The sequence below is a fragment of the Gemmatimonadota bacterium genome, assembly GCA_026387915.1.
Lineage (GTDB): Bacteria > Gemmatimonadota > Gemmatimonadetes > Gemmatimonadales > Gemmatimonadaceae > Fen-1231.
Genome location: JAPLKS010000014.1, coordinates 216,314 through 233,932, shown reverse-complemented (window position 1 = coordinate 233,932; position 17,619 = coordinate 216,314). Strand labels below are relative to the sequence as shown.

Below are 17,619 nucleotides of genomic sequence, written 5' to 3'. Positions count from 1 at the left end.
TCAGCCGTTGCCCGGGCCGACGCGGTGACGCGCCAGATCGGCGTCCACCATCATCCGCACGAGGGCGCCGAACTTCACACTTGGCTCCCAACCCAACTTGGCACGCGCCTTCGACGGATCAGCCACCAGCAGATCCACTTCCGCAGGGCGCAGATATTTCTTGTCGAGCTTTACAAACTCGCGCCAGTCGAGATCGGCATAGGTAAACGCCTCCTCGCACAGCTGCTGCACGGACCACGTCTCGCCGGTACCGATGACGTAATCATCCGGCTCATCCTGCTGCAGCATGCGCCACATCGCATCCACGTAATCGCCGGCAAAGCCCCAGTCGCGCCGCGAGTCGAGATTGCCGAGGCGCAGTTCGTTGGCGTGACCGAGCTTGATGCGTGCGACAGCGTCAGTGACTTTGCGCGTCACGAACTCAAGACCGCGGCGCGGGCTCTCATGATTGAACAGAATACCGCTCACGGCATAGAGGCCAAACGATTCGCGGTAGTTCACCGTGATCCAGTGGCCATACACCTTGGCCACGCCATACGGCGAGCGCGGATAGAACGGCGTGCTCTCACGCTGCGGCGTCTCCACCACTTTGCCGAACTGTTCGCTCGAGCTCGCCTGATAGAAGCGCGCCTTCGGTGCCGCGCGCTTCATGGCTTCGAGAATGCGCGTCACGCCAATCGCGGTGAACTCGCCGGTCAACACCGGCTGGGTCCACGAGGTCGCCACAAAACTCTGCGCGGCAAGGTTATAAATCTCGTCGGGCGCGCAGTCGCTGATCGCGTCCATCAAAGAGGTCTGATCGAGGAGATCCGCCGACAGCAGCTCCACGCGATCCACGAGATGCGCAATGCGCTCGTAGGGCGTGGTGGAACTGCGGCGTACGATGCCGACGACACGATACCCCTTGGCGAGCAAAAGCTCGGCGAGGTAAGAGCCGTCTTGGCCCGTGATGCCGGTAATGAGTGCAGTGCGCATGCTGAGGGGTGCGTTCGGGAATCGGGAAGGTATCCGGAACAACCTTGAATTATAGCGCCTTCGTCACTCCGTTGGAGCGGCTAGCTGCCCCAACTGGTGCGACGCCGACCGGCGCAAAAAAGGGAGCCGCGAGGCTCCCTGTTTTGGTGCGTCGGTCGTACGGGAACTCAGGAGATGCCGGCGGCGATTCGGGCGGCTCCACGAGGAGCGCGCTGAATCTTGCCCGCGTTCAGGCAGCGCGTGCAGACCTTGATCTTGATGGTCTTGCCGTCGCGAACAATGCGAGCGACCTGAAGGTTCGGCTTCCAGGTACGACGAGTCTTGTTATTGGCGTGCGATACATTGTTGCCGAAGGCGACCCCCTTCTGGCAGCTGTAGCAGACGTTACGGGCAATGGGTGCCATGGATCAGCCCTCCATCAGTTCAATGCGCGCCATCTCAGCCCCGTCACCCTTGCGGTGGCCGGTTTTGAGAATGCGCGTGTAGCCGCCCGCCCGCTTGGCGAACTTGGGACCGAGCTCTTGGAAGAGCTTGTCCGCAGCGCCGCGCTTGGTGACGTGCTTGCCAGCCAGACGGCGCGCGTGGAGCGTGCCGGCCTTGGCCTTGGTGATGAGCTTCTCGACAAAGGGACGGAGTTCCTTCGCCTTCGCTTCCGTCGTCTCGATCGCGCCCTGCTCGATGAGCGACGTGGCGAGGTTACGAATCAGGGCGAGTTTTTGCTCGCTCGTCCGGCGCAGAGACCGGCCAACCTTACGGTGCCGCATTTATTCCTCGTTGACGTCGTCAGGCGCGGCGGCGACGGCTTCCTTCGGCGGCGTGCCCCAATCGCTCACGCGCACGCCATCGCCCGTATCCTCAAACCGCATCCCAAAGTTAAGCCCTTCACGCTCGAGGAGATCGGCGATCTCCTGCAGCGACTTCTTTCCAAAATTCCGCACCTCACCAAACTGCTTGGTGGTGAGCTGCACCAGATCGCCCATCGTGCGGACGTTGTGGTTTTTGAGCGAGTTCACCGAGCGGACCGACAGCTCGAGGTCGTCGATCGGCGTCTTGAACAACGCCGCCAAGCGGGCCGCATCGGAGCCGTTGTACTCACCGCCGGCCACCGGGGCCGCGCTGTGCGAGCCAAAGCCCACGAAGTACTGAAAGTGCGTCTGCGCGAGGGCCGCGGCATAGCTCACCGCTTCCTCGGGGGTCACAGTCCCGTCCGTCTCGACCGTAAGGACAAGGCGATCGTAGTCCGTGCGCTGGCCAACGCGGGTCTCGGAGACCGAGAAGTTCACGCGCTTGACCGGCGAATAAATGGAGTCGATGCGAACGAGATCGACTGGGAGCGAGCGGTCGGTCGGGTGCTGATCCGACTCGACATAGCCGCGCCCACGGTTCACGTACAGTTCGACGGAAAGATCTTTGTCGTCCTGCATGGTGAACAGATGGTGCTTGGGATTGACGATCTTGCAGCCGCCGGTCGACTCAATGTCGCCCGCGGTCACAGGGCCGGCCTTCTTAACGTTGATGCGAAGGATGGTCTCTTCGACTTCGTTGTCGAGGGCGAGCACGAGCGTCTTGAGGTTACCGATGATCTGGTGCACGTCCTCAGAGACGCCAACGATCGTCTGGTGCTCATGCAGCACGCCGTCAATGCGGAAGCCCCACACGGCAGAGCCGCGCAGTGACGACAGCAGCATGCGACGCATGGCGTTGCCGAGGGTGTGACCGAAGCCGCGCTCGAGCGGCTGCAGACGGAACTCGGCGATGTTCGGGTTGTCCTCGCGCTTCGTCGCCTCGACGAGCTGCGGACGGACGAGCCCGCGGAGATCGATTGCTTGAACCATTCGTAAGAATCCTGGTGATGGTCAGGCCGCGCATGGTGCGCGGCCTACGCCCTGCCCCGCCCCTGACGCGCGGCAGACCCGTAGAGGGGTCAGGGCCCCGACCTTACTTACTTCGAGTACAGTTCGACGACGAGCTGTTCCTGCGCGGCAATCGGAATGGCTGCGCGCTGCGGACGTTCCAGCATCCGCCCGCTGAACGAGCCCTTGTCCACGGCCAACCAGCTCGGCGTGGCTCCGCGTGCCGCCTGCTCGAGCGCGGCCGCGACGATGACGAGTTCGCGCGACTTCTGACGCATCCGGATTTCCTGCCCCGGCTGCACGTTGAAGCTCGCCACGTCCACCGTCTTCGCATTCACTTCGATGTGACGGTGGCGAATGAGCTGACGCGCGGCCTTACGGCTGGCGGCAAAACCCATACGGTACACCATGTTATCGAGGCGGCTTTCGAGCGCGGCCAGCAAGTTGTGACCGGTGATACCCGGCAACCCGCTCACCTTCTCAAACGTGTTGCGGAACTGCTTCTCCGACACGCCATAGATGCGCTTAATCTTCTGCTTCTCACGAAGCTGCTTGGCGTACTCGCTCACCTTGCGACGGCGACCGGCGGCGTTCGGACCGTGCTGGCCCGGCGCATACGGACGGCGTTCCACCGGGCACTTCTCGGTGAAGCACTTGGTGCCCTTGAGGAACAGCTTGGTGCCTTCGCGGCGGCACTGACGACAGCTGGGACCTGTATAACGCATGAGTTAGACCCTCCGACGCTTCGGCGGACGGCAGCCGTTGTGGGGGATGGGCGTCACATCCTTGATGGACTTGACCTGCAGGCCGGCGGCGGCGAGCGCCTGGATCGCGCTTTCGCGACCAGAGCCCGGGCCCTGCACCTTCACATGTACGCGGCGCACACCAGCGGTCATCGCCTCGCGAGCGCACTGCTCGGCGGCAACCGTCGCGGCGAACGGCGTGGACTTCTTGGAACCCTTGAAGCCCGCCTTGCCGGACGAACCCCACGCCACGGCGTTGCCATGTGCGTCGGTGATCGTGATGGTCGTGTTGTTGAACGTTGCGCTGACGTGGGCGATGCCTTCGGCATCCACCACGCGCTTGGACTTCTTTCCGATAGCCATTACTTGGTCACCTTCTTCTTACCAGCGATTGCGCGGCGCGGACCCTTCTTTGTGCGCGCATTGGTGTGCGTGCGCTGCCCACGGACCGGCAGACCGCGGCGGTGGCGAATGCCCCGATACGACCCGATGTCCATCAGGCGCTTAATGTTCATCGCGATCTCAGTGCGCAAAGCACCTTCGACCCGATAGGTCTTTTCGATTTCCTGACGCAGCTTATTCACGTCGGAGTCGGAAAGATCCTTCACGCGCTGCTCCGGGTTCACACCCGCAGCCTCGAGGATCCGACGGCTGGTCACGCGACCAATGCCGTAGATGTAAGTGAGTCCGATCTCGACCTTTTTCTCGCGGGGGAGATCGACGCCTGCAATACGCGCCATGGATTAGCCCTGTCGCTGCTTGTGCTTTGGATTGCGCTTGCAGATGATGCGAGTAACACCGCGGCGGTTGACCACCTTACAGTGCTCGCAAATCGGCTTGACGCTCGTGCGAACTTTCACGGACGGACTCCGGTCGGACGGAACTCCCCTGCGCGGCCCCAGTGACCGCGCCCCAGACCCCGAGATGGGGGACCTGTTTTGGGGCAGACACCAAGCATAGTCGACTGCACCCCTTGACACAAGGGGCAGGACCGACGTGTACCGAACCACTCAAATCTGCACAAAACGGGGGCGAACCCGCAGGTCCGCCCCCGTCACCCTCTTGCCGGCCCCTCAGAGGGGAATCCCCTGCTCAGGAGTGCTCCTGCACCCACTTCAGGAGGCGGATTTCGATCTCCCCAGTCGAGGTGCAGTTGGTGTTGTTCCCCCGACCATGCGCCGGATCGCTCCCAATCGCCTGCACCCGCGTGGTGATGGACGCCCCACCCTTGGGGTCGGCGCTCACCCAACTCTGCACGTTCATCTGGATCTCGTACGTCTCGGCGTTCGGGATCCCTTCCTTGATGCCGCAGTCGAGGTACTTCTGCATGGGCAGGCGGCCCAGCTTTCGGCGGACCTTCAGATTCGAGTTCCCTAGCGTGCGCTCGGCGCTCACCAGCGTGGTGAGCGGAACCTCAAGGTCCGTATAGGCCTTCTGGAGGAGCGCGAACGCCGAATCGGGTTTCACCGGCACCCACCCCGTGGCGCCGACGCTCCCTGCGCCGCTTTGAATGTTCATTGAGCCGCCGCCGCCGGTCGTCACGCGCGTCGTCGACATCATCCCCGTCGTGTTCGCGGCGGTGGAGCCCGTGGACGCGCAGCCGGCGGCGAGTACGAGCGACAGCAGTGACAGCAGTGACAGCAGTGACAGCAGTGACAGACGGCGCATCAGGTCTCTCCCAAATAGAGGCGATCGGCAAATCGCATTGGCACCCAGCTCATCAACAACGGGGTCCGCTCGAACTAGGCACTACGCCGATGCCAGTTCGGCGGTCAACGCGGCGTAGGCCGCTGCTGGATCCGGAGACGCCGTGACGGCTCGGCCGAAGATGACGTACGCCGCTCCGGCACGCGACGCTTCGCGCGGTGTGACGACGCGCGCTTGATCGTGCGTCGCGCCCCCCGCGGCGCGAATGCCGGGCACTAACGGACGAAGATCTGCATACCGAGCGCGTACCGCCGCGCACTCACTCCCAGCGCAAACCACCCCATGCGCGCCGGCCGCAGAGGCCACCCCCGCATAGCGCAACACTTCGGCCGCGACATCGACCTCACGCCCGAGCACTGTCCCCAGCGCAGGAGCGTCCATGGACGTCAGCACCGTGACCGCAAGAATCCCCGTGTGCTCCCCCGCCCCCTCAACAGCCGCGCGCACCATCGCCTCGCCACCGTGCGCGTGCACGGTAAGCAACGACACGCCGGAATGCGCCGCGCTCTCGGCGGCGCCGCGCACGGTGTTCGGAATGTCGTGCAGTTTGAGATCGAGAAATACGCGCTTGTCCTGCGAGCGCAGCCACTCCACCACTCGCGGCCCCACGGCAGTGAACAACTGCAAGCCGACCTTGTAGTAGTCGGCGCGGTCGCCGAGTCGCGCGACCAACTGCTGCGCGTCCACGAGGGTTGGCACATCGAGCGCTACGATGGGCTGCGGTGTCAGAGGAGATACACTCACGAGGGCCACTCGAGCGAACCGATGATATCTGTGATCCGCGGCACCTGATTCGCACGACACCAACGCGTGAGATCGCGCACGATGCGCTCCGGAACACGGGGATTGGCGAGTGCGGCGGTGCCGACGGCCACGAGGGTCGCGCCGGCGACCAGATACTGCAGCGCATCTTCAGCGGTGGACACACCGCCGACGCCGATAATGGGAACCTTCACCGCGCGACGCACTTTCCAAGTGGCCAGCACCCCAACGGGACGCAGCCCAGGACCGCTCACGCCGCCGGATCCGAATCCCAGTGCCGGCCGACGAGCGGCGACGTCAATCACTAATCCGGGAAGTGTGTTGATCACGGTGATGCCATCCGCGCCGGCATCCACCGCGCAGGCGGCGATGGCGGCGATATCAGGGAGCGTCGGCGACAGCTTCACAAAGAGCGGCTTGCGTGTGGCCGCACGCGCCCGCGACACCACATCCTTGAGCGCCACGGGGTCAGCGCCGAACTCCAGGCCACCGGCGCGCGTGTTCGGGCAACTCACATTCAGCTCGTATCCTTGAAAACCCGCGGCATCGTCAAGACGCGCCACCACTTCGCCGAACTCTTCCACCGCGCGGCCAACCACGTTCACCAGCACACGGGCCCGCTGCACCGACTGCGCGAGCCACGGGAGATCGTGCGCACGCACCTCGTCCACGCCGGGATTGGCGAGCCCGATGGCGTTGATCATGCCGCCCTCGAAGTCCGCCACGCGCGGCGCGGGATTCCCGTGCCGCGGTTCGAGACTCACGGCTTTCGTGATCAGCCCACCAAGCGCTTCGAGTTGCACCACATCGTTCAGTTCACGGCCGTACGCGGCCGTGCCGGCGGCGAGCATGACGGGATTCTGGAACTGCAGACCACACGCAGCAACGGAGAGCACCGACGTTGTGTCGCTCACTTACGTCCTCCGGGCGAGGCACCGGCGCGACGCTCGTAATGCGCGAGATACTCCACCGCCGCATCAGCAACGGCGGCCGCGAGTTCGCGTTGCCCCTCGGCGCTCGAGATAAAGGCCGCCTCCGTGGGGTTGGAACCAAATCCGATTTCCACGAGCACCGACGGCATAAACGAGGTGACCAACACGCGGAACCCCGCCTGCTTGACGCCACGACTCGGCCCGGGGTGCGACTTCCGCAAGCGGGCCTGAATGAGCGAGGCGAGATCGCTGGACTCGCGCAAGTATTCATTCTGCTTCATGTCGGCAATGAGGAATCCGAGCGGATCCGCCTTCCCCGTCTCGCCGTCGGAATCAAAGCGTTCCGATGAATTTTCGATTTGCGCCACGCGGCGTTCATCCTCGGTTTTTGCATCCGAGAGGAAGTACGTCTCAAAACCTCGTGCTCCCGAGGGGTCCTTCCAACCGGGATTCGCGGCGTTCACGTGCACGGAGATAAACAGGTCACCATGCCGTTGATTCGCGATGCGTCCGCGATCGGACAGCGCGATCAGCGTATCGGTTGAGCGGGTCATGATGACCTCGATGCCACGTGCCTCGAGTTCCCCCGCCAGTTTTTTTGAGACCGCGAGCGTGATGTCTTTTTCGTACAAGGTGATGCGTCCGCCGAGTGGACCCTTCATGCCGTTGTCCGGGCCGCCGTGGCCGGCGTCCACCACCACCCGGTGCTGCGCAGCAGCACGCGGCGTCTTTCGCGGGGTGACGGCATTGGTGACCGGCGGAACAACTTTTTCAGGCGCGGGGAGCGTCGCTGGTGCGAGTGGCGGCGCGGCGGCCGCAACGGCGCGCACGTCGCGCACGTCGCGCACGTCGCGCACGGCGCCCGAGCGAAGCTCACGACGCTCGGCGCTCCAATGCACGTCGGCACCAAGCTTAGGCACGAGCGCAGTGAGTGTCGAGAGCGGGAGCAACAGTTCTCCGTTGCGCATCACCGGAGGCGCAGCCAGCGGAAAGTTGGATGTCCCATCGGACGCGAACGGAACCCCGTCCACCAGGGTCACGACACTGGTTCCGTGCGAGAGTTTCCAGCGCCCTTGCCCGTCAGCCGTGACGCGCACACCAACAACCGGAAGTGCGAGCGCCGCGCGGAGCGCCGGACCCGATGCCGTCGCGACTGCCGCGACGGCCGTATCGCGCGTGGCTGAACGCACGGCAATGGAATCGGACTGTGCGAGCACGCCGAGCGAGAGGAGGAATCCGAGGCCGACGGTCATCCGCGCACCTTCATCGCGCGCGCCATGTCGCGCTTGTCGTCCTTTTCGCGGAGGTCGGCGCGTTTATCGTGAAGCTTCTTGCCTCGGGCGAGGGCAATTTTGACTTTGGCACGTCCGCCCTTGAAGTAGAGGTCGAGCGCGACGAGGGTGAGCCCCTGACGCTCCACCGCTCCAATGAGCCGACTGATTTCTCGGGAGTGGAGAAGCAACTTCCGGGTGCGGGTCGCTTCGTGATTGAAACGATTCCCCATTTCGTACTGGGCGATGTTGGCATTGAGCAGCCAGAGCTCGCCGTCCTTCACGATGCCGTACGCGTCGGTAATGTTGGCCTTGCCAGCCCGCAGCGATTTCACCTCGGTGCCGGTCAGAACGATGCCCGCTTCCCAGGTATCCAAGATCTCGTATTCGAACCGAGCGCGCTTGTTGCGCGCGATCGGCTCTACGGCCTTGGGATCGTCCTTGGATTGGGGAGCGGCTGGTTTGGACACAATGTCGGGCACAGGGTTCAACTGCAAGCTACGCTGAGACTTTGCCTCACGACAACAGACGACCGGCCGCACCCTTGGGTATCGCGCGCCAAGTCGTTATGTTGCGTGTCCATGCCGAAGTGGTGGAACTGGTAGACGCGCTGGCTTCAGGAGCCAGTGGGTGCAAGCCCGTGGGGGTTCGAGTCCCCCCTTCGGCACTGGAAGATTGCTTCAAACACACACGCCACCGGGCCTCGCTCGGTGGCGTGTGTGTTTTGTCTCAAGCGGGTGGCCTATGGCGCCGATACTCTGTTCGGATGGTGTATTCCGGCACCGCCATAGGCTCCCCGCTGACCTCAAGATGAAGAAGCCGTCGCGCTCGTTGTACCTCACCGTTGACATGAAAAAAGCCGCGCAGGACGCCGAGCAGGCGCCGTCGTGGAGCCAAGTCATGGTGGGTGCGATGCCAAAGCCGGCCACGCACTACACGGTGCCCGTGGCCCCGGGCCAGACGAAGACCAAGTACGCCGCGCCGACGCCGCGCTTCCCGATCAAGGCCATCCCGGTCGAGGCACCGGCGAGCGCGGCGCCGGTGCCGTATCGTCCGATTCTTGTCGCCGACGCGCCACGCCTCCGTGCGCGCCCGCGGCGCCGTCTGCTGCATCCGCTCGCTCGCTGGTGGGCCACGCTCACGGCGCCACTCGACGTCAAATGGCTGGGTGATTTACAGGTGATCATTTGGGTGGTGGTGGTAATCGCCGCCGTAGCGATCACCACGCCGATCCTCGTGCGCACGGTGCCAAAGCGGTTGGCCGCGAGCAAGACCACCGAGCGGATGACGCAGGGCTACAAGGATCTGTTTGACGCCGAAGAAAAAGTGCTGCGGCAGACGGGGAACTACATCGACCCCGCGCACTTTATCCGCGATGAAGGGATCGCGATGCTGCTCGACCCCCAGTACGAGGTGCTCACCTCCACGGCGGACGACAGCCACTGGTTTCTGAAAGTGCGATCGCTTTCCGGAGGCACCGTGTGTACGGCGATCTCGATGACCTACCTCACCCGCGGCGCGGGCGGGTTCAAAATGGAGTGCCGGAAGATGGATCCTCGCGAAGCGACCGCGGCATCGCTCGGTCGCACGACGGACGGAACCCGCACGCCCCGCCCCCCAGACCCTGACGTGCTGCGCCCAATACGGGTCAAGCCTTAGCGGCCATCTCCGACGGCGGCAGGTGCTCGGGTAGTTTTGCCGCGCCATAATTGGCGCGCAGCGCTTCACTCGCATCGCCGAGATACTGCGATAAGAGCGCGATGGCCCTCGGGAGCGGTGCGCCGGCGCTGCGTGCGCCATCCGAGGCAAAGGCCAACAGCACGCGCCCGAGACGTTCGCTCGCGCCCACCGCACCACCGCGCGCCGCGAGCGCCTCGCGGTACGCGCCAAGCCGATCGTTGAACTGACTCGCCACGAGCGCATGCATCCCCTCAGCGATCCGGGCATCGTCGTTCCATGACCCGTCGAGCGCCGCGACCACGTCGGAGCCAGTCTGATCGTCCAGCGCATCGCGTTGGGCCGTGAGCACGCCGAGCGCCAGGCGCGCGTACCGCAGTTCCCACTGCGCGTGGTCTGCGTCTCCAGCTGCCGCCGCGTCGGTGAGCCACCGGACATCAGCGGCCTCGGGCTCGCGCCGTAGCGCAATGAGATAGCCCGTCGCGCGGCGACGACGATCACGGTCCACGCGCCACGCGCGCGTTAGGGGGATCAGCATGGTACCGCGCGCACTCAGTCGCTGAGCACAGGAAGGCCGACCTGTGCGCGCACAACCGCTTCTGGTTGGAGCAGATCGCTCAGCCGCACGCTCTCCAGGACGTCCTCAATGCGGCGCTGCAGCATTTGCCACACGGGACGCACACTGCAGTCACCGGAGGCCGAACAGCGTTCTTCGCTCACAGGGTGGCGGTCACACTGAATGTCGAAGGTGCCAAGTTCCGCACCGGCAAGGATGTCTTTGACCGTGATTTCGGTCGCGGGCCGCGCGAGTGCGTACCCGCCCTTGGCGCCACGCGTGCTGTGCACGATGTCGGCGCGACGCAGGCGGAGGAGGATCTGCTCCACGTAATCCGCGGGGAGATGCTCCGTTGTCGCGATCTCTCGTCCGGTGACCGGCCCGTCGTTCGCCCGTCGCGCGAGGTGGATCGCGCAGATGACACCGTACTCAGCCCACGTGGTAATGCGCATGCCACACAATACGAAACTCCGCCCATTCGAACAAGGACGGAGGGCGTTTGCCCTACGGTTTGTCTGGCTGGCCTGGGACGCCCAGCTCCGTGAGGCGCCGGAGGTCGAGCATCTCCCGCAACTCGTTCGGCGGGAGTACCTGTTCCCGAGCCGCGAGGTCACGAATCAACTCCCCGCTGGCCACCGAGGCCTTGGACAGCTCCGCCGCCCGGGCGTAACCGATGCTCGGCGCCAGCGCCGTGGCGAGGGCCGCCGACCGTTCGACCCAGTAGGCGCACATCGCCTCATCGGCCGCGATTCCCTGCACGCAGCGGACGTTGAGTGTCTCGACGGCACGCCGGAGAATCTCCATCGAAAAGAGGACGTTATGGGCAATGACGGGCATCATCACGTTCAGTTCGAGCTGACCGTGCTCGGCGGCAATAGCCACCGCGGCGTCGTTTCCCATGACCTGAAAGCAGACCTGGTTGACCATCTCCGGCACGGACGGATTCACCTTGCCCGGCATGATGCTCGAACCAGGCTGCACCGCGGGGAGCACGATTTCGGCAAGGCCGGTGCGCGGCCCACTCGCGAGCAGACGAAGATCAGAGGCGATCTTTGAGAGATCCAACGCAAAGGCCCGCAGTGCTCCACTGAACGCCGCGACGTCCCCCATGGACTGCATCAGCTGCACGCGGTCGGTGCCCTCGCGCAACGCGAAGCCACACGACTGTTTGAGGTGTGCGATGACGCGTGACGGGTACGAGCGCTCCGCGTTGACGCCAGTTCCGACGGCCGTGCCGCCGATGCCGAGGTCGCGCAGAAAATCCGCCGATTGTAGGACGCGCTGGAGCGCACGCGTCATGGTGTGCCCCCACGCGGCGAACTCTTGCCCGAGCCGAATGGGCATCGCGTCCTGCAAATGGGTGCGCCCGGCCTTGATGATGTGGTCGAACGCACCGCCTTGGTCGGTGAGCGCGGTGGCGAGGGCCTTGGCCGCCTGAGCGAATGGCGTGAGTTCGGTGAGCACGCCGAGCCGGATGGCCGTGGGAATCACGTCATTGGTGGACTGCGCCATGTTGACGTGATCATTCGGATGCACGGGGGCGTAGGTGCCGCGCGCGTGGCCGAGCCGTTCGTTGGCGAGGTTGGCGAGCACCTCGTTGACATTCATGTTGTGCGACGTGCCCGCTCCCGCTTGATACACGTCCACCACGAACTGGTCGCGATGCGCGCCGGCCAGCACCTCGTCGGCAGCCGCGATAATAGCGTCGGCGAGATCACGCGGGAGCCGACCGCTCTCGCCGTTGGCCAATGCAGCCGCCCGCTTGATTTGCACGACGGCATCCACGAAGGCCGGGAGCGGCTTGAGTCCGCTGATCGGAAAATTCTCGAGCGCGCGTAGCGTCTGAATGCCGTAGAGCGCGCCAGCCGGCACCTCGCGGGTGCCAAGCGGGTCGCGCTCCATGCGCACCGAAGGTTCCGGCGTGCGCGGCATCAGGGCGAGGTCGGGGTCGGCAGCTCGAACGTCGAAATGAGGTTGATGTATTGCGTGGAGGTCGTGACAATGACCGCCGTGCGCAGACGCTGCATCACCGTGGAGCGCTCGGTGCTGGCAGCCCACTTAGCCGCAAGCGCGGCGGGAACCGTTCCGGCGCCGTCGTCGCGGAAATCGCAAAAGATCTGCGCGTTGACTCCGCTGCCCGTGCCGTCGTTATACCGCAACGACACGATCATTGCGGAGTTACCGTCGGTGGCGGCGGACCAAGTGAGGGCCAATGGCTGCCCCGCCGCCGGCGCCGTGATGGCGCTCGCGGTGAAGGCCTCGGCGGTCTTTCCGGAGAACGTGGTCGAGAAAAATCCGGTCACGTCGCCGGAGTTCGTGAAGGTCACACTGTCGCCCGGCGTGTACGTTATGCCCGCTGCGGACGCCAGCTTATACGACAAGTCAGTGGTGGAGACCTTGCGGAGCGTATCGCTCTTTCCAGAGAGCTTGACGGCGATGTTCGCGCCGCCTGAAATCACAGCCGCAGTCGTTGGGGTCACTGCGGACGAGTACGCTCCCGCCTGACAGGTGTCCGTAGCGGCGCCTGACGACGCGAAGGTGATGGAGCTCGCCTTGTAAAAATTTGCCACCGGCGCCGTGGTATAACCGGCGCCCTTCACGCGCGCGTTCATCGTGATGAGGGCGATCGAGGAGCCCTCCGTCGGCGAAGTGCTGAGACACGCCGTGAGCGTGGCGAGCGGGACAAGGGCGAGCAGAATCCGGTTGAGTCGAAGCATCGATAGCACCGTTCGGGTGGGCGCGCCGGTCAGGACGTCTGGCGCGGACTATACAGAATGAAAGCAAGCGAGAGCATGGACGCCAGCATCGCGACGCCGAGCCCCGCTACGCTATACCCGTGAAGCAGCCCAAAGGCTACACGCCGCACGTCGTCGGGGGAAAGGGCGTCCACGGGACCGTGGATTTCGTCACGAAGTCGGGCAATCTTCGGGTTGATCAAAAACTGTGCAACGCTGCACGCGGCCACTGAGCAGAGGGCCGTGATGGCGGGCACGTAACGGTCACGGGCGAGGCCCATGAGCGCAACGGTGACGAGTCCAATCACGATCCCAGAGAGAAAGACGGCCGGTAGCACCGCGCCAACCATCTGCCCCGCCATCGTGCGCGAGGGCAACACCGCAAAAGCACCTGGTGCGACCACCGCCACCGTAATGAGCGCAGCACCGATCCAGGCCGCCAGCAGTAAGGCCGCGGTCAGACGCTTGGCGCTCGTGGTCACTGCCGAGGAATCCGCGCGATACCGTTCAGGAACGGGTTAGACTCGAGTTCCGCGCCGATCGTCGTCACGTGACCATGTCCGGAGTAGACCACCGTCGCCGCCGGCAATGTGGAGAGCCGCTCGAGCGACGCCGCGAGCGCCGCGGGGTTTGAGAGCGGTAAATCGGAACGGCCGATGGAACCGGCAAAAAGACAATCGCCGCCGAACACGGCGCCTTCCCCGATAAACGCGACATGCCCCGGTGCGTGCCCGGGCACATGCCACACGTTGAACCGCAGCGCCCCAAGCTGGAGCGCATCGCCCTCCGCGAGTTCGCCGTCGGGTGCCTCCGGCTGTTCAAACGGGAGGCCGTAGGTGGCCGCCTGTTGGTGGCCGATGTCGTACAGCGGCCGATCAAGTGGGTGCATCAGCACTGGGACATTCCACGCCCGCTTCACGGCGGCGATGCCGCCAATATGATCGAGGTGCCCGTGCGTGACCCAAATCGCGCGCAACTGCACCTTCGCCCGCTCGACCTCGGCCACCAATCGCCCGCCCTCGTCACCGGGATCGATGAGTACCGCGTCGCGCGATGGTTCGTCGACGACGAGATATGTGTTTTCCTGAAACGGGCCGACCGTCATGCAGTGCACCTGCATTAGTCGTGGCGCACGAGTGACGGGACGGCCACGGGCGCCGGATGTCCGTTTTTGCGCGCCGTGAGATACTTCTCCACCGCGATCGCTGCCGTTGTGCCGTCACCAACTGCGGTGGTGACCTGCCGCGTCAGCTGCACACGCACATCACCGGCGGCGTACAGCCCAGCGATCGACGTTTGCATAGAGGTGTCGGTGAGGATGTAGCCCGCCGCATCGTGTTCGAAGTGGCCATCGATCACGCCGGTGTTCGGACGAAAACCCACGAACACAAAGATGCCGGTCGCGTCGAGGTTGCGACGCTCCCCCGTGACGCGATCCTGCAGCGCCACGTGCGTCATGAGTCCGCCTTCCCCGCGAATCTCCTCGACGACCGTGTCACGAATGACTTCGATTTTCGGGTTTGCGAAGGCGCGCTGCTGCGCGATTTTCGACGCGCGAAACTCGCTCCGACGATGAATGAGGTACACCTTTGCCGCGTACCGCGTGAGAAAGTCCGCCTCTTCCACGGCCGCGTCGCCGCCGCCCACCACCACGATCGTGTGCCCCTTGAAGAAGGCTCCGTCGCAAATGGCGCAGTACGACACGCCCTTGCCCGCGTACTCGATCTCGCCCGGCACATCCAGCTTGACTGGCGTACCGCCCGCGGTGACGATCACGGTCGGCGAGCGGTAGATATCGCCGCTCTCGCAGAGCGTCTCGAAGGTGCCATCGGCCACCTTCCGGGATTTTTCGACGCGCACAAACGTCTGCACATCGGCGCCGAATTTGACCGCGTGGCTATGAAATTTTTCGGCGAGTTCGCTCCCAAGGACGTGTTCGAAGCCGATGTAATCTTCGATCACTTCGGTATTGAGCAGCTCACCGCCCGGGAGCCCCTGCTCTAGCACGGCGGCTTTGAGCATCGAGCGGCCCGCATACATGCCGGCGCACAGTCCGGCGGGACCGGCGCCAATGATTACTACGTCGTAGTCAAACGTTGCCACGCATTCGTTCCTGTGTGTGATTCTGCAATTTCGCTAGTCGGCGCCCCGTTGTGTAGGAGTCCGAGGAAATTCGTGATTATCGCAGATGGTCCGGAAAGTGGATCGGCGTATCGCCGTCGCACCCGCAGACTGCGTACGGTGCGGCGCTATCGGGCGCCGTGTCGGCCGCCGTCGACGAACAAGGTCTCGCCCGTCACATACTCGGCCGTCGCCAGATAGAGCACGGCCCGCGCAACATCTTCCGGCGTCCCAAGACGCCGAAGCGGAGTAGAAGCAGCCGCCTTTGCCTGTTCGGCGGCCGGCCACCCCTCAGGGGCGAGCACGGTACCGGGCGCTACGGCATTGACGCGCACGCGGGGTGCCAGCGCTGCGGCAAGCGCGCGAGTCATATCGGCCACGGCGGCCTTCGCCACCCCGTGCGGCACAAACTGCGGCCACGACTCAAAACCCATGTGGTCGCTGATATTGACGATGACACCGCCGGCGAGTCCCATCGCGCGCGACGCGGCCAGCGCCATAAAAAATGGCGCGCGCAGATTGAGCGCGAATATTTCGTCCCACTGCGCGGGCGTGACCGTGGCGAGTGGCGTTCGGTGCATGGATGCGGCGGAGTTGACCAAGAGATCAATCCGGCCGAACTCTTGCTCGACCGCGGCCACGAGGAGTGCCGGCCCGGCGGGGTCGAGCAAATCAGCGGCGAACGCCACGGCCGTTCCGCCGGCGGCCACGATGGCGTCGACGGTCTCTCGGCCGCCATCAGACGAGGCGTGATGGTGCACCGCCACCTGCGCGCCAGCCTCTCCAAGCGCCAGCGCGATCGCACGTCCCACGCGGCGCCCCGCGCCCGTCACCAGCGCGACGCGGCCGAGCAGTGCGTCGGACCTCACGCCGTGCGTTGCGCGCGACGCTGCGCGACGCGCGCTTCCTGAATCTCAAGCCACTCACTCGGCACGCACTGGCATCCAATGACTCGTGGGCCCGACGCGGCCCCGTGCCAGTCCGAGCCGCCACTGGGGACGAGATCAAAGTGCTGCGTCAGCGCCGCCAGGCGGCGCACGTCCTCGCCGCCGTGACTCGGATGGCGAATCTCAATGCCGTCGAGCCCCTGCGCGACCAACGACTCAATTAGCTCGCGTCGACCATCGCCACCCGGGTGAGCGAACACCGAAATGCCGCCCGCTTCGTGCACGAGTCGTACGCCGTCTGCCACGGTGAGCCGCGATTTTTCGACATTCGCTGGACGTCCGGCGCCGAGGTAGCGATCAAACGCCTCGCGTTGATCCTTGACCCAACCGCCAGCAATGATGGCGCGCGCGACGTGGGGACGGCCAATGGCACCGCCGGCCGCTTCCGCGAGCACGGCCTCCACCGTCACGGGGACGCCAAGCGCATTGAGCTTTGCGACAATCGAAATCGCTCGCTCCCGACGTGCATGCCGCACCTCGGTCAACGCATTTTCCATATGCGCGGGCCGGTCAAGGTGCAGCCCCAGCAAGTGCACTTCGCGATCGCCCTCAAACACGCTGAGTTCCACGCCGGCGATGATGCGGACGCCGAGCTGGTCACCCATAAGGCGCGCTTCAGCCACGCCGGCGACGGTGTCGTGATCGGTAATCGCCAGCGCGGCCAGTCCGGCCGCGGCGGCATTGGTCACAGAGTCCGACGGCGTGCGCGCTCCGTCGGATGCCGTCGTGTGCGAGTGCAGGTCGATCGAGCCGGCGATGGTCAGCGCCACGCGCGTATACGACACGCCCTCAGCGCTGGGGCCGTCGGTCACGATGCGTAGCCGGCCTCGGGCGACCGCTCACTCGACTGCGAGGTCGCGAACAGCGCGCGCACTTCAGCGTCGCTCAGCCCTGCGAGCGCCGCGTCGCGCCCACGCTCGCCGCGTGGCGAGTACCGCGTGACACGCACCGTGCGTTCATCACCAGTCCCGGTCACGAAGATGAGCCCAAACTCATCACCGTCGTACTGCGTCACGTAGCCCGACGGATACACCTGCCAGCGGGCACCATCGATTTCAATCATGCGACTCGGCATTACCCGAACTCCACTTCAGTGTAAATGCGCGCGGGATCCAGGACGCGATCCGGCGCGGTAGCGTGCGCCGCGGCCAGTGTGCGCGCGTCGGCAGACTCCGTGAACTCAATAAAGGCACCGCTCAACGCGGCTTCTTCAAACACCCAAAAGCGACACTGCGCCCGCTCATAGTGCGCCTGACGCACCTTGAGTTTTTCAAAATACTTGGCCCGCTCGCCGGCCGGCACGATCGATCGCTGCAGAGAGAGGGCGCGCGGCATCTCGT

At 64.7% G+C, this 17,619-nt stretch carries 25 protein-coding genes and 1 tRNA gene; 2 read left to right on the top strand and 24 right to left on the bottom strand.

Features of this window, described 5'->3' with window-relative positions; genetic code table 11:
• The 13 genes from gmd to smpB all read right to left on the bottom strand — a co-directional run bounded on the left by gmd (nt 1) and on the right by smpB (nt 8,716).
• Nucleotides 1–975: a GDP-mannose 4,6-dehydratase gene (gmd, locus tag NTZ43_09275; protein MCX5767397.1), complete on the bottom strand. Its 975-nt coding sequence runs from the start codon at nt 973–975 to the stop codon at nt 1–3.
• Nucleotides 976–1,142: 167 nt separating this feature from the next.
• The gene (gene rpmB, locus NTZ43_09270; protein MCX5767396.1) at nt 1,143–1,379 is read right to left on the bottom strand and encodes a 50S ribosomal protein L28; all 237 of its coding nucleotides are present in this window, start codon (nt 1,377–1,379) and stop codon (nt 1,143–1,145) included.
• 3 nt (nt 1,380–1,382) lie between these two features.
• Entirely contained in the window at nt 1,383–1,739 is a 357-nt protein-coding gene (gene rplQ, locus NTZ43_09265; GenBank protein MCX5767395.1) for a 50S ribosomal protein L17, read from the bottom strand.
• Nucleotides 1,740–2,810 carry a DNA-directed RNA polymerase subunit alpha gene (locus NTZ43_09260; GenBank protein ID MCX5767394.1) on the bottom strand — a complete coding sequence of 357 codons (1,071 nt, stop codon included), beginning with the start codon at nt 2,808–2,810 and terminating at the stop codon, nt 1,740–1,742.
• Between the two features lie 107 nt (nt 2,811–2,917).
• On the bottom strand, nt 2,918–3,553 hold the full coding sequence (rpsD, locus tag NTZ43_09255) for a 30S ribosomal protein S4 (protein ID MCX5767393.1): 636 nt from the start codon (nt 3,551–3,553) through the stop codon (nt 2,918–2,920).
• 3 nt (nt 3,554–3,556) lie between these two features.
• Nucleotides 3,557–3,934: a 30S ribosomal protein S11 gene (gene rpsK / locus NTZ43_09250; GenBank protein ID MCX5767392.1), complete on the bottom strand. Its 378-nt coding sequence runs from the start codon at nt 3,932–3,934 to the stop codon at nt 3,557–3,559.
• Nucleotides 3,934–4,311, bottom strand: a complete 378-nt coding sequence (gene rpsM / locus NTZ43_09245) for a 30S ribosomal protein S13 (GenBank protein ID MCX5767391.1) — start codon at nt 4,309–4,311, stop codon at nt 3,934–3,936. Before rpsM ends, rpsK begins: the two co-directional genes overlap by 1 nt.
• A 3-nt stretch (nt 4,312–4,314) precedes the next feature.
• A complete protein-coding gene (gene rpmJ / locus NTZ43_09240) occupies nt 4,315–4,431 on the bottom strand; it encodes a 50S ribosomal protein L36 (GenBank protein MCX5767390.1) in 117 nt (38 codons plus the stop codon).
• Between the two features lie 232 nt (nt 4,432–4,663).
• Nucleotides 4,664–5,239, bottom strand: a complete 576-nt coding sequence (locus tag NTZ43_09235; protein ID MCX5767389.1) for a hypothetical protein — start codon at nt 5,237–5,239, stop codon at nt 4,664–4,666.
• An 81-nt stretch (nt 5,240–5,320) separates the two neighbouring features.
• The gene (pyrF, locus tag NTZ43_09230; protein MCX5767388.1) at nt 5,321–6,022 is read right to left on the bottom strand and encodes an orotidine-5'-phosphate decarboxylase; all 702 of its coding nucleotides are present in this window, start codon (nt 6,020–6,022) and stop codon (nt 5,321–5,323) included.
• A complete protein-coding gene (locus NTZ43_09225; protein ID MCX5767387.1) occupies nt 6,019–6,954 on the bottom strand; it encodes a dihydroorotate dehydrogenase in 936 nt (311 codons plus the stop codon). The genes pyrF and NTZ43_09225 overlap by 4 nt, the downstream gene beginning before the upstream one ends.
• Entirely contained in the window at nt 6,951–8,225 is a 1,275-nt protein-coding gene (locus tag NTZ43_09220; GenBank protein ID MCX5767386.1) for an N-acetylmuramoyl-L-alanine amidase, read from the bottom strand. Before NTZ43_09220 ends, NTZ43_09225 begins: the two co-directional genes overlap by 4 nt.
• Nucleotides 8,222–8,716 (bottom strand): SsrA-binding protein SmpB, encoded by a 495-nt coding sequence (gene smpB / locus NTZ43_09215; protein ID MCX5767385.1) that lies wholly within the window; start codon nt 8,714–8,716, stop codon nt 8,222–8,224. Before smpB ends, NTZ43_09220 begins: the two co-directional genes overlap by 4 nt.
• Nucleotides 8,717–8,826: 110 nt before the next feature.
• Here smpB and NTZ43_09210 point away from each other — a divergent pair.
• Nucleotides 8,827–8,910, top strand: a tRNA-Leu gene (locus NTZ43_09210).
• 143 nt (nt 8,911–9,053) lie between these two features.
• Nucleotides 9,054–9,902 carry a hypothetical protein gene (locus tag NTZ43_09205; GenBank protein ID MCX5767384.1) on the top strand — a complete coding sequence of 283 codons (849 nt, stop codon included), beginning with the start codon at nt 9,054–9,056 and terminating at the stop codon, nt 9,900–9,902.
• Here the strand turns inward: NTZ43_09205 and NTZ43_09200 are convergent.
• The 11 genes from NTZ43_09200 to NTZ43_09150 all read right to left on the bottom strand — a co-directional run bounded on the left by NTZ43_09200 (nt 9,892) and on the right by NTZ43_09150 (nt 17,614).
• Entirely contained in the window at nt 9,892–10,458 is a 567-nt protein-coding gene (locus NTZ43_09200) for a hypothetical protein (GenBank protein MCX5767383.1), read from the bottom strand. The two genes, NTZ43_09205 and NTZ43_09200, sit on opposite strands and share 11 nt — an antisense overlap.
• Before the next feature lie 14 nt (nt 10,459–10,472).
• A complete protein-coding gene (locus tag NTZ43_09195) occupies nt 10,473–10,928 on the bottom strand; it encodes an Rrf2 family transcriptional regulator (protein ID MCX5767382.1) in 456 nt (151 codons plus the stop codon).
• A 52-nt stretch (nt 10,929–10,980) separates the two neighbouring features.
• Nucleotides 10,981–12,408, bottom strand: coding sequence for an aspartate ammonia-lyase (locus NTZ43_09190; protein MCX5767381.1), 1,428 nt, complete (start codon nt 12,406–12,408; stop codon nt 10,981–10,983).
• Nucleotides 12,408–13,193, bottom strand: coding sequence for a hypothetical protein (locus tag NTZ43_09185; protein ID MCX5767380.1), 786 nt, complete (start codon nt 13,191–13,193; stop codon nt 12,408–12,410). The genes NTZ43_09190 and NTZ43_09185 overlap by 1 nt, the downstream gene beginning before the upstream one ends.
• A gap of 29 nt (nt 13,194–13,222) precedes the next feature.
• Nucleotides 13,223–13,693 (bottom strand): DUF4149 domain-containing protein, encoded by a 471-nt coding sequence (locus NTZ43_09180; GenBank protein ID MCX5767379.1) that lies wholly within the window; start codon nt 13,691–13,693, stop codon nt 13,223–13,225.
• The gene (locus NTZ43_09175) at nt 13,690–14,316 is read right to left on the bottom strand and encodes an MBL fold metallo-hydrolase (GenBank protein ID MCX5767378.1); all 627 of its coding nucleotides are present in this window, start codon (nt 14,314–14,316) and stop codon (nt 13,690–13,692) included. Before NTZ43_09175 ends, NTZ43_09180 begins: the two co-directional genes overlap by 4 nt.
• A gap of 14 nt (nt 14,317–14,330) precedes the next feature.
• Entirely contained in the window at nt 14,331–15,314 is a 984-nt protein-coding gene (locus NTZ43_09170; GenBank protein MCX5767377.1) for an FAD-dependent oxidoreductase, read from the bottom strand.
• Between the two features lie 146 nt (nt 15,315–15,460).
• A complete protein-coding gene (locus NTZ43_09165) occupies nt 15,461–16,201 on the bottom strand; it encodes an SDR family oxidoreductase (GenBank protein ID MCX5767376.1) in 741 nt (246 codons plus the stop codon).
• On the bottom strand, nt 16,198–17,091 hold the full coding sequence (locus NTZ43_09160; protein MCX5767375.1) for a PHP domain-containing protein: 894 nt from the start codon (nt 17,089–17,091) through the stop codon (nt 16,198–16,200). The genes NTZ43_09165 and NTZ43_09160 overlap by 4 nt, the downstream gene beginning before the upstream one ends.
• Nucleotides 17,088–17,354, bottom strand: a complete 267-nt coding sequence (locus tag NTZ43_09155) for a hypothetical protein (GenBank protein ID MCX5767374.1) — start codon at nt 17,352–17,354, stop codon at nt 17,088–17,090. The genes NTZ43_09160 and NTZ43_09155 overlap by 4 nt, the downstream gene beginning before the upstream one ends.
• The gene (locus NTZ43_09150) at nt 17,354–17,614 is read right to left on the bottom strand and encodes a hypothetical protein (protein ID MCX5767373.1); all 261 of its coding nucleotides are present in this window, start codon (nt 17,612–17,614) and stop codon (nt 17,354–17,356) included. Before NTZ43_09150 ends, NTZ43_09155 begins: the two co-directional genes overlap by 1 nt.
• Nucleotides 17,615–17,619 lie beyond the last annotated feature (5 nt).

Bases quoted from the DNA above. Each gene is read 5' to 3' on its own strand.
- gmd (MCX5767397.1), bottom strand. From the start codon at position 975: ATGCGCACTGCACTCATTACCGGCATCACGGGCCAAGACGGCTCTTAC.
- NTZ43_09235 (MCX5767389.1), bottom strand. From the start codon at position 5,239: ATGCGCCGTCTGTCACTGCTGTCACTGCTGTCACTGCTGTCACTGCTG.
- NTZ43_09200 (MCX5767383.1), bottom strand. From the start codon at position 10,458: ATGCTGATCCCCCTAACGCGCGCGTGGCGCGTGGACCGTGATCGTCGT.
- rplQ (MCX5767395.1), bottom strand. From the start codon at position 1,739: ATGCGGCACCGTAAGGTTGGCCGGTCTCTGCGCCGGACGAGCGAGCAA.
- rpsD (MCX5767393.1), bottom strand. From the start codon at position 3,553: ATGCGTTATACAGGTCCCAGCTGTCGTCAGTGCCGCCGCGAAGGCACC.
- rpsM (MCX5767391.1), bottom strand. From the start codon at position 4,311: ATGGCGCGTATTGCAGGCGTCGATCTCCCCCGCGAGAAAAAGGTCGAG.
- NTZ43_09185 (MCX5767380.1), bottom strand. From the start codon at position 13,193: ATGCTTCGACTCAACCGGATTCTGCTCGCCCTTGTCCCGCTCGCCACG.
- rpsK (MCX5767392.1), bottom strand. From the start codon at position 3,934: ATGGCTATCGGAAAGAAGTCCAAGCGCGTGGTGGATGCCGAAGGCATC.
- NTZ43_09205 (MCX5767384.1), top strand. From the start codon at position 9,054: ATGAAGAAGCCGTCGCGCTCGTTGTACCTCACCGTTGACATGAAAAAA.
- NTZ43_09260 (MCX5767394.1), bottom strand. From the start codon at position 2,810: ATGGTTCAAGCAATCGATCTCCGCGGGCTCGTCCGTCCGCAGCTCGTC.
- NTZ43_09155 (MCX5767374.1), bottom strand. From the start codon at position 17,354: ATGCCGAGTCGCATGATTGAAATCGATGGTGCCCGCTGGCAGGTGTAT.
- NTZ43_09150 (MCX5767373.1), bottom strand. From the start codon at position 17,614: ATGCCGCGCGCCCTCTCTCTGCAGCGATCGATCGTGCCGGCCGGCGAG.
- rpmB (MCX5767396.1), bottom strand. From the start codon at position 1,379: ATGGCACCCATTGCCCGTAACGTCTGCTACAGCTGCCAGAAGGGGGTC.
- NTZ43_09195 (MCX5767382.1), bottom strand. From the start codon at position 10,928: ATGCGCATTACCACGTGGGCTGAGTACGGTGTCATCTGCGCGATCCAC.
- NTZ43_09220 (MCX5767386.1), bottom strand. From the start codon at position 8,225: ATGACCGTCGGCCTCGGATTCCTCCTCTCGCTCGGCGTGCTCGCACAG.
- NTZ43_09190 (MCX5767381.1), bottom strand. From the start codon at position 12,408: ATGCCGCGCACGCCGGAACCTTCGGTGCGCATGGAGCGCGACCCGCTT.
- NTZ43_09175 (MCX5767378.1), bottom strand. From the start codon at position 14,316: ATGACGGTCGGCCCGTTTCAGGAAAACACATATCTCGTCGTCGACGAA.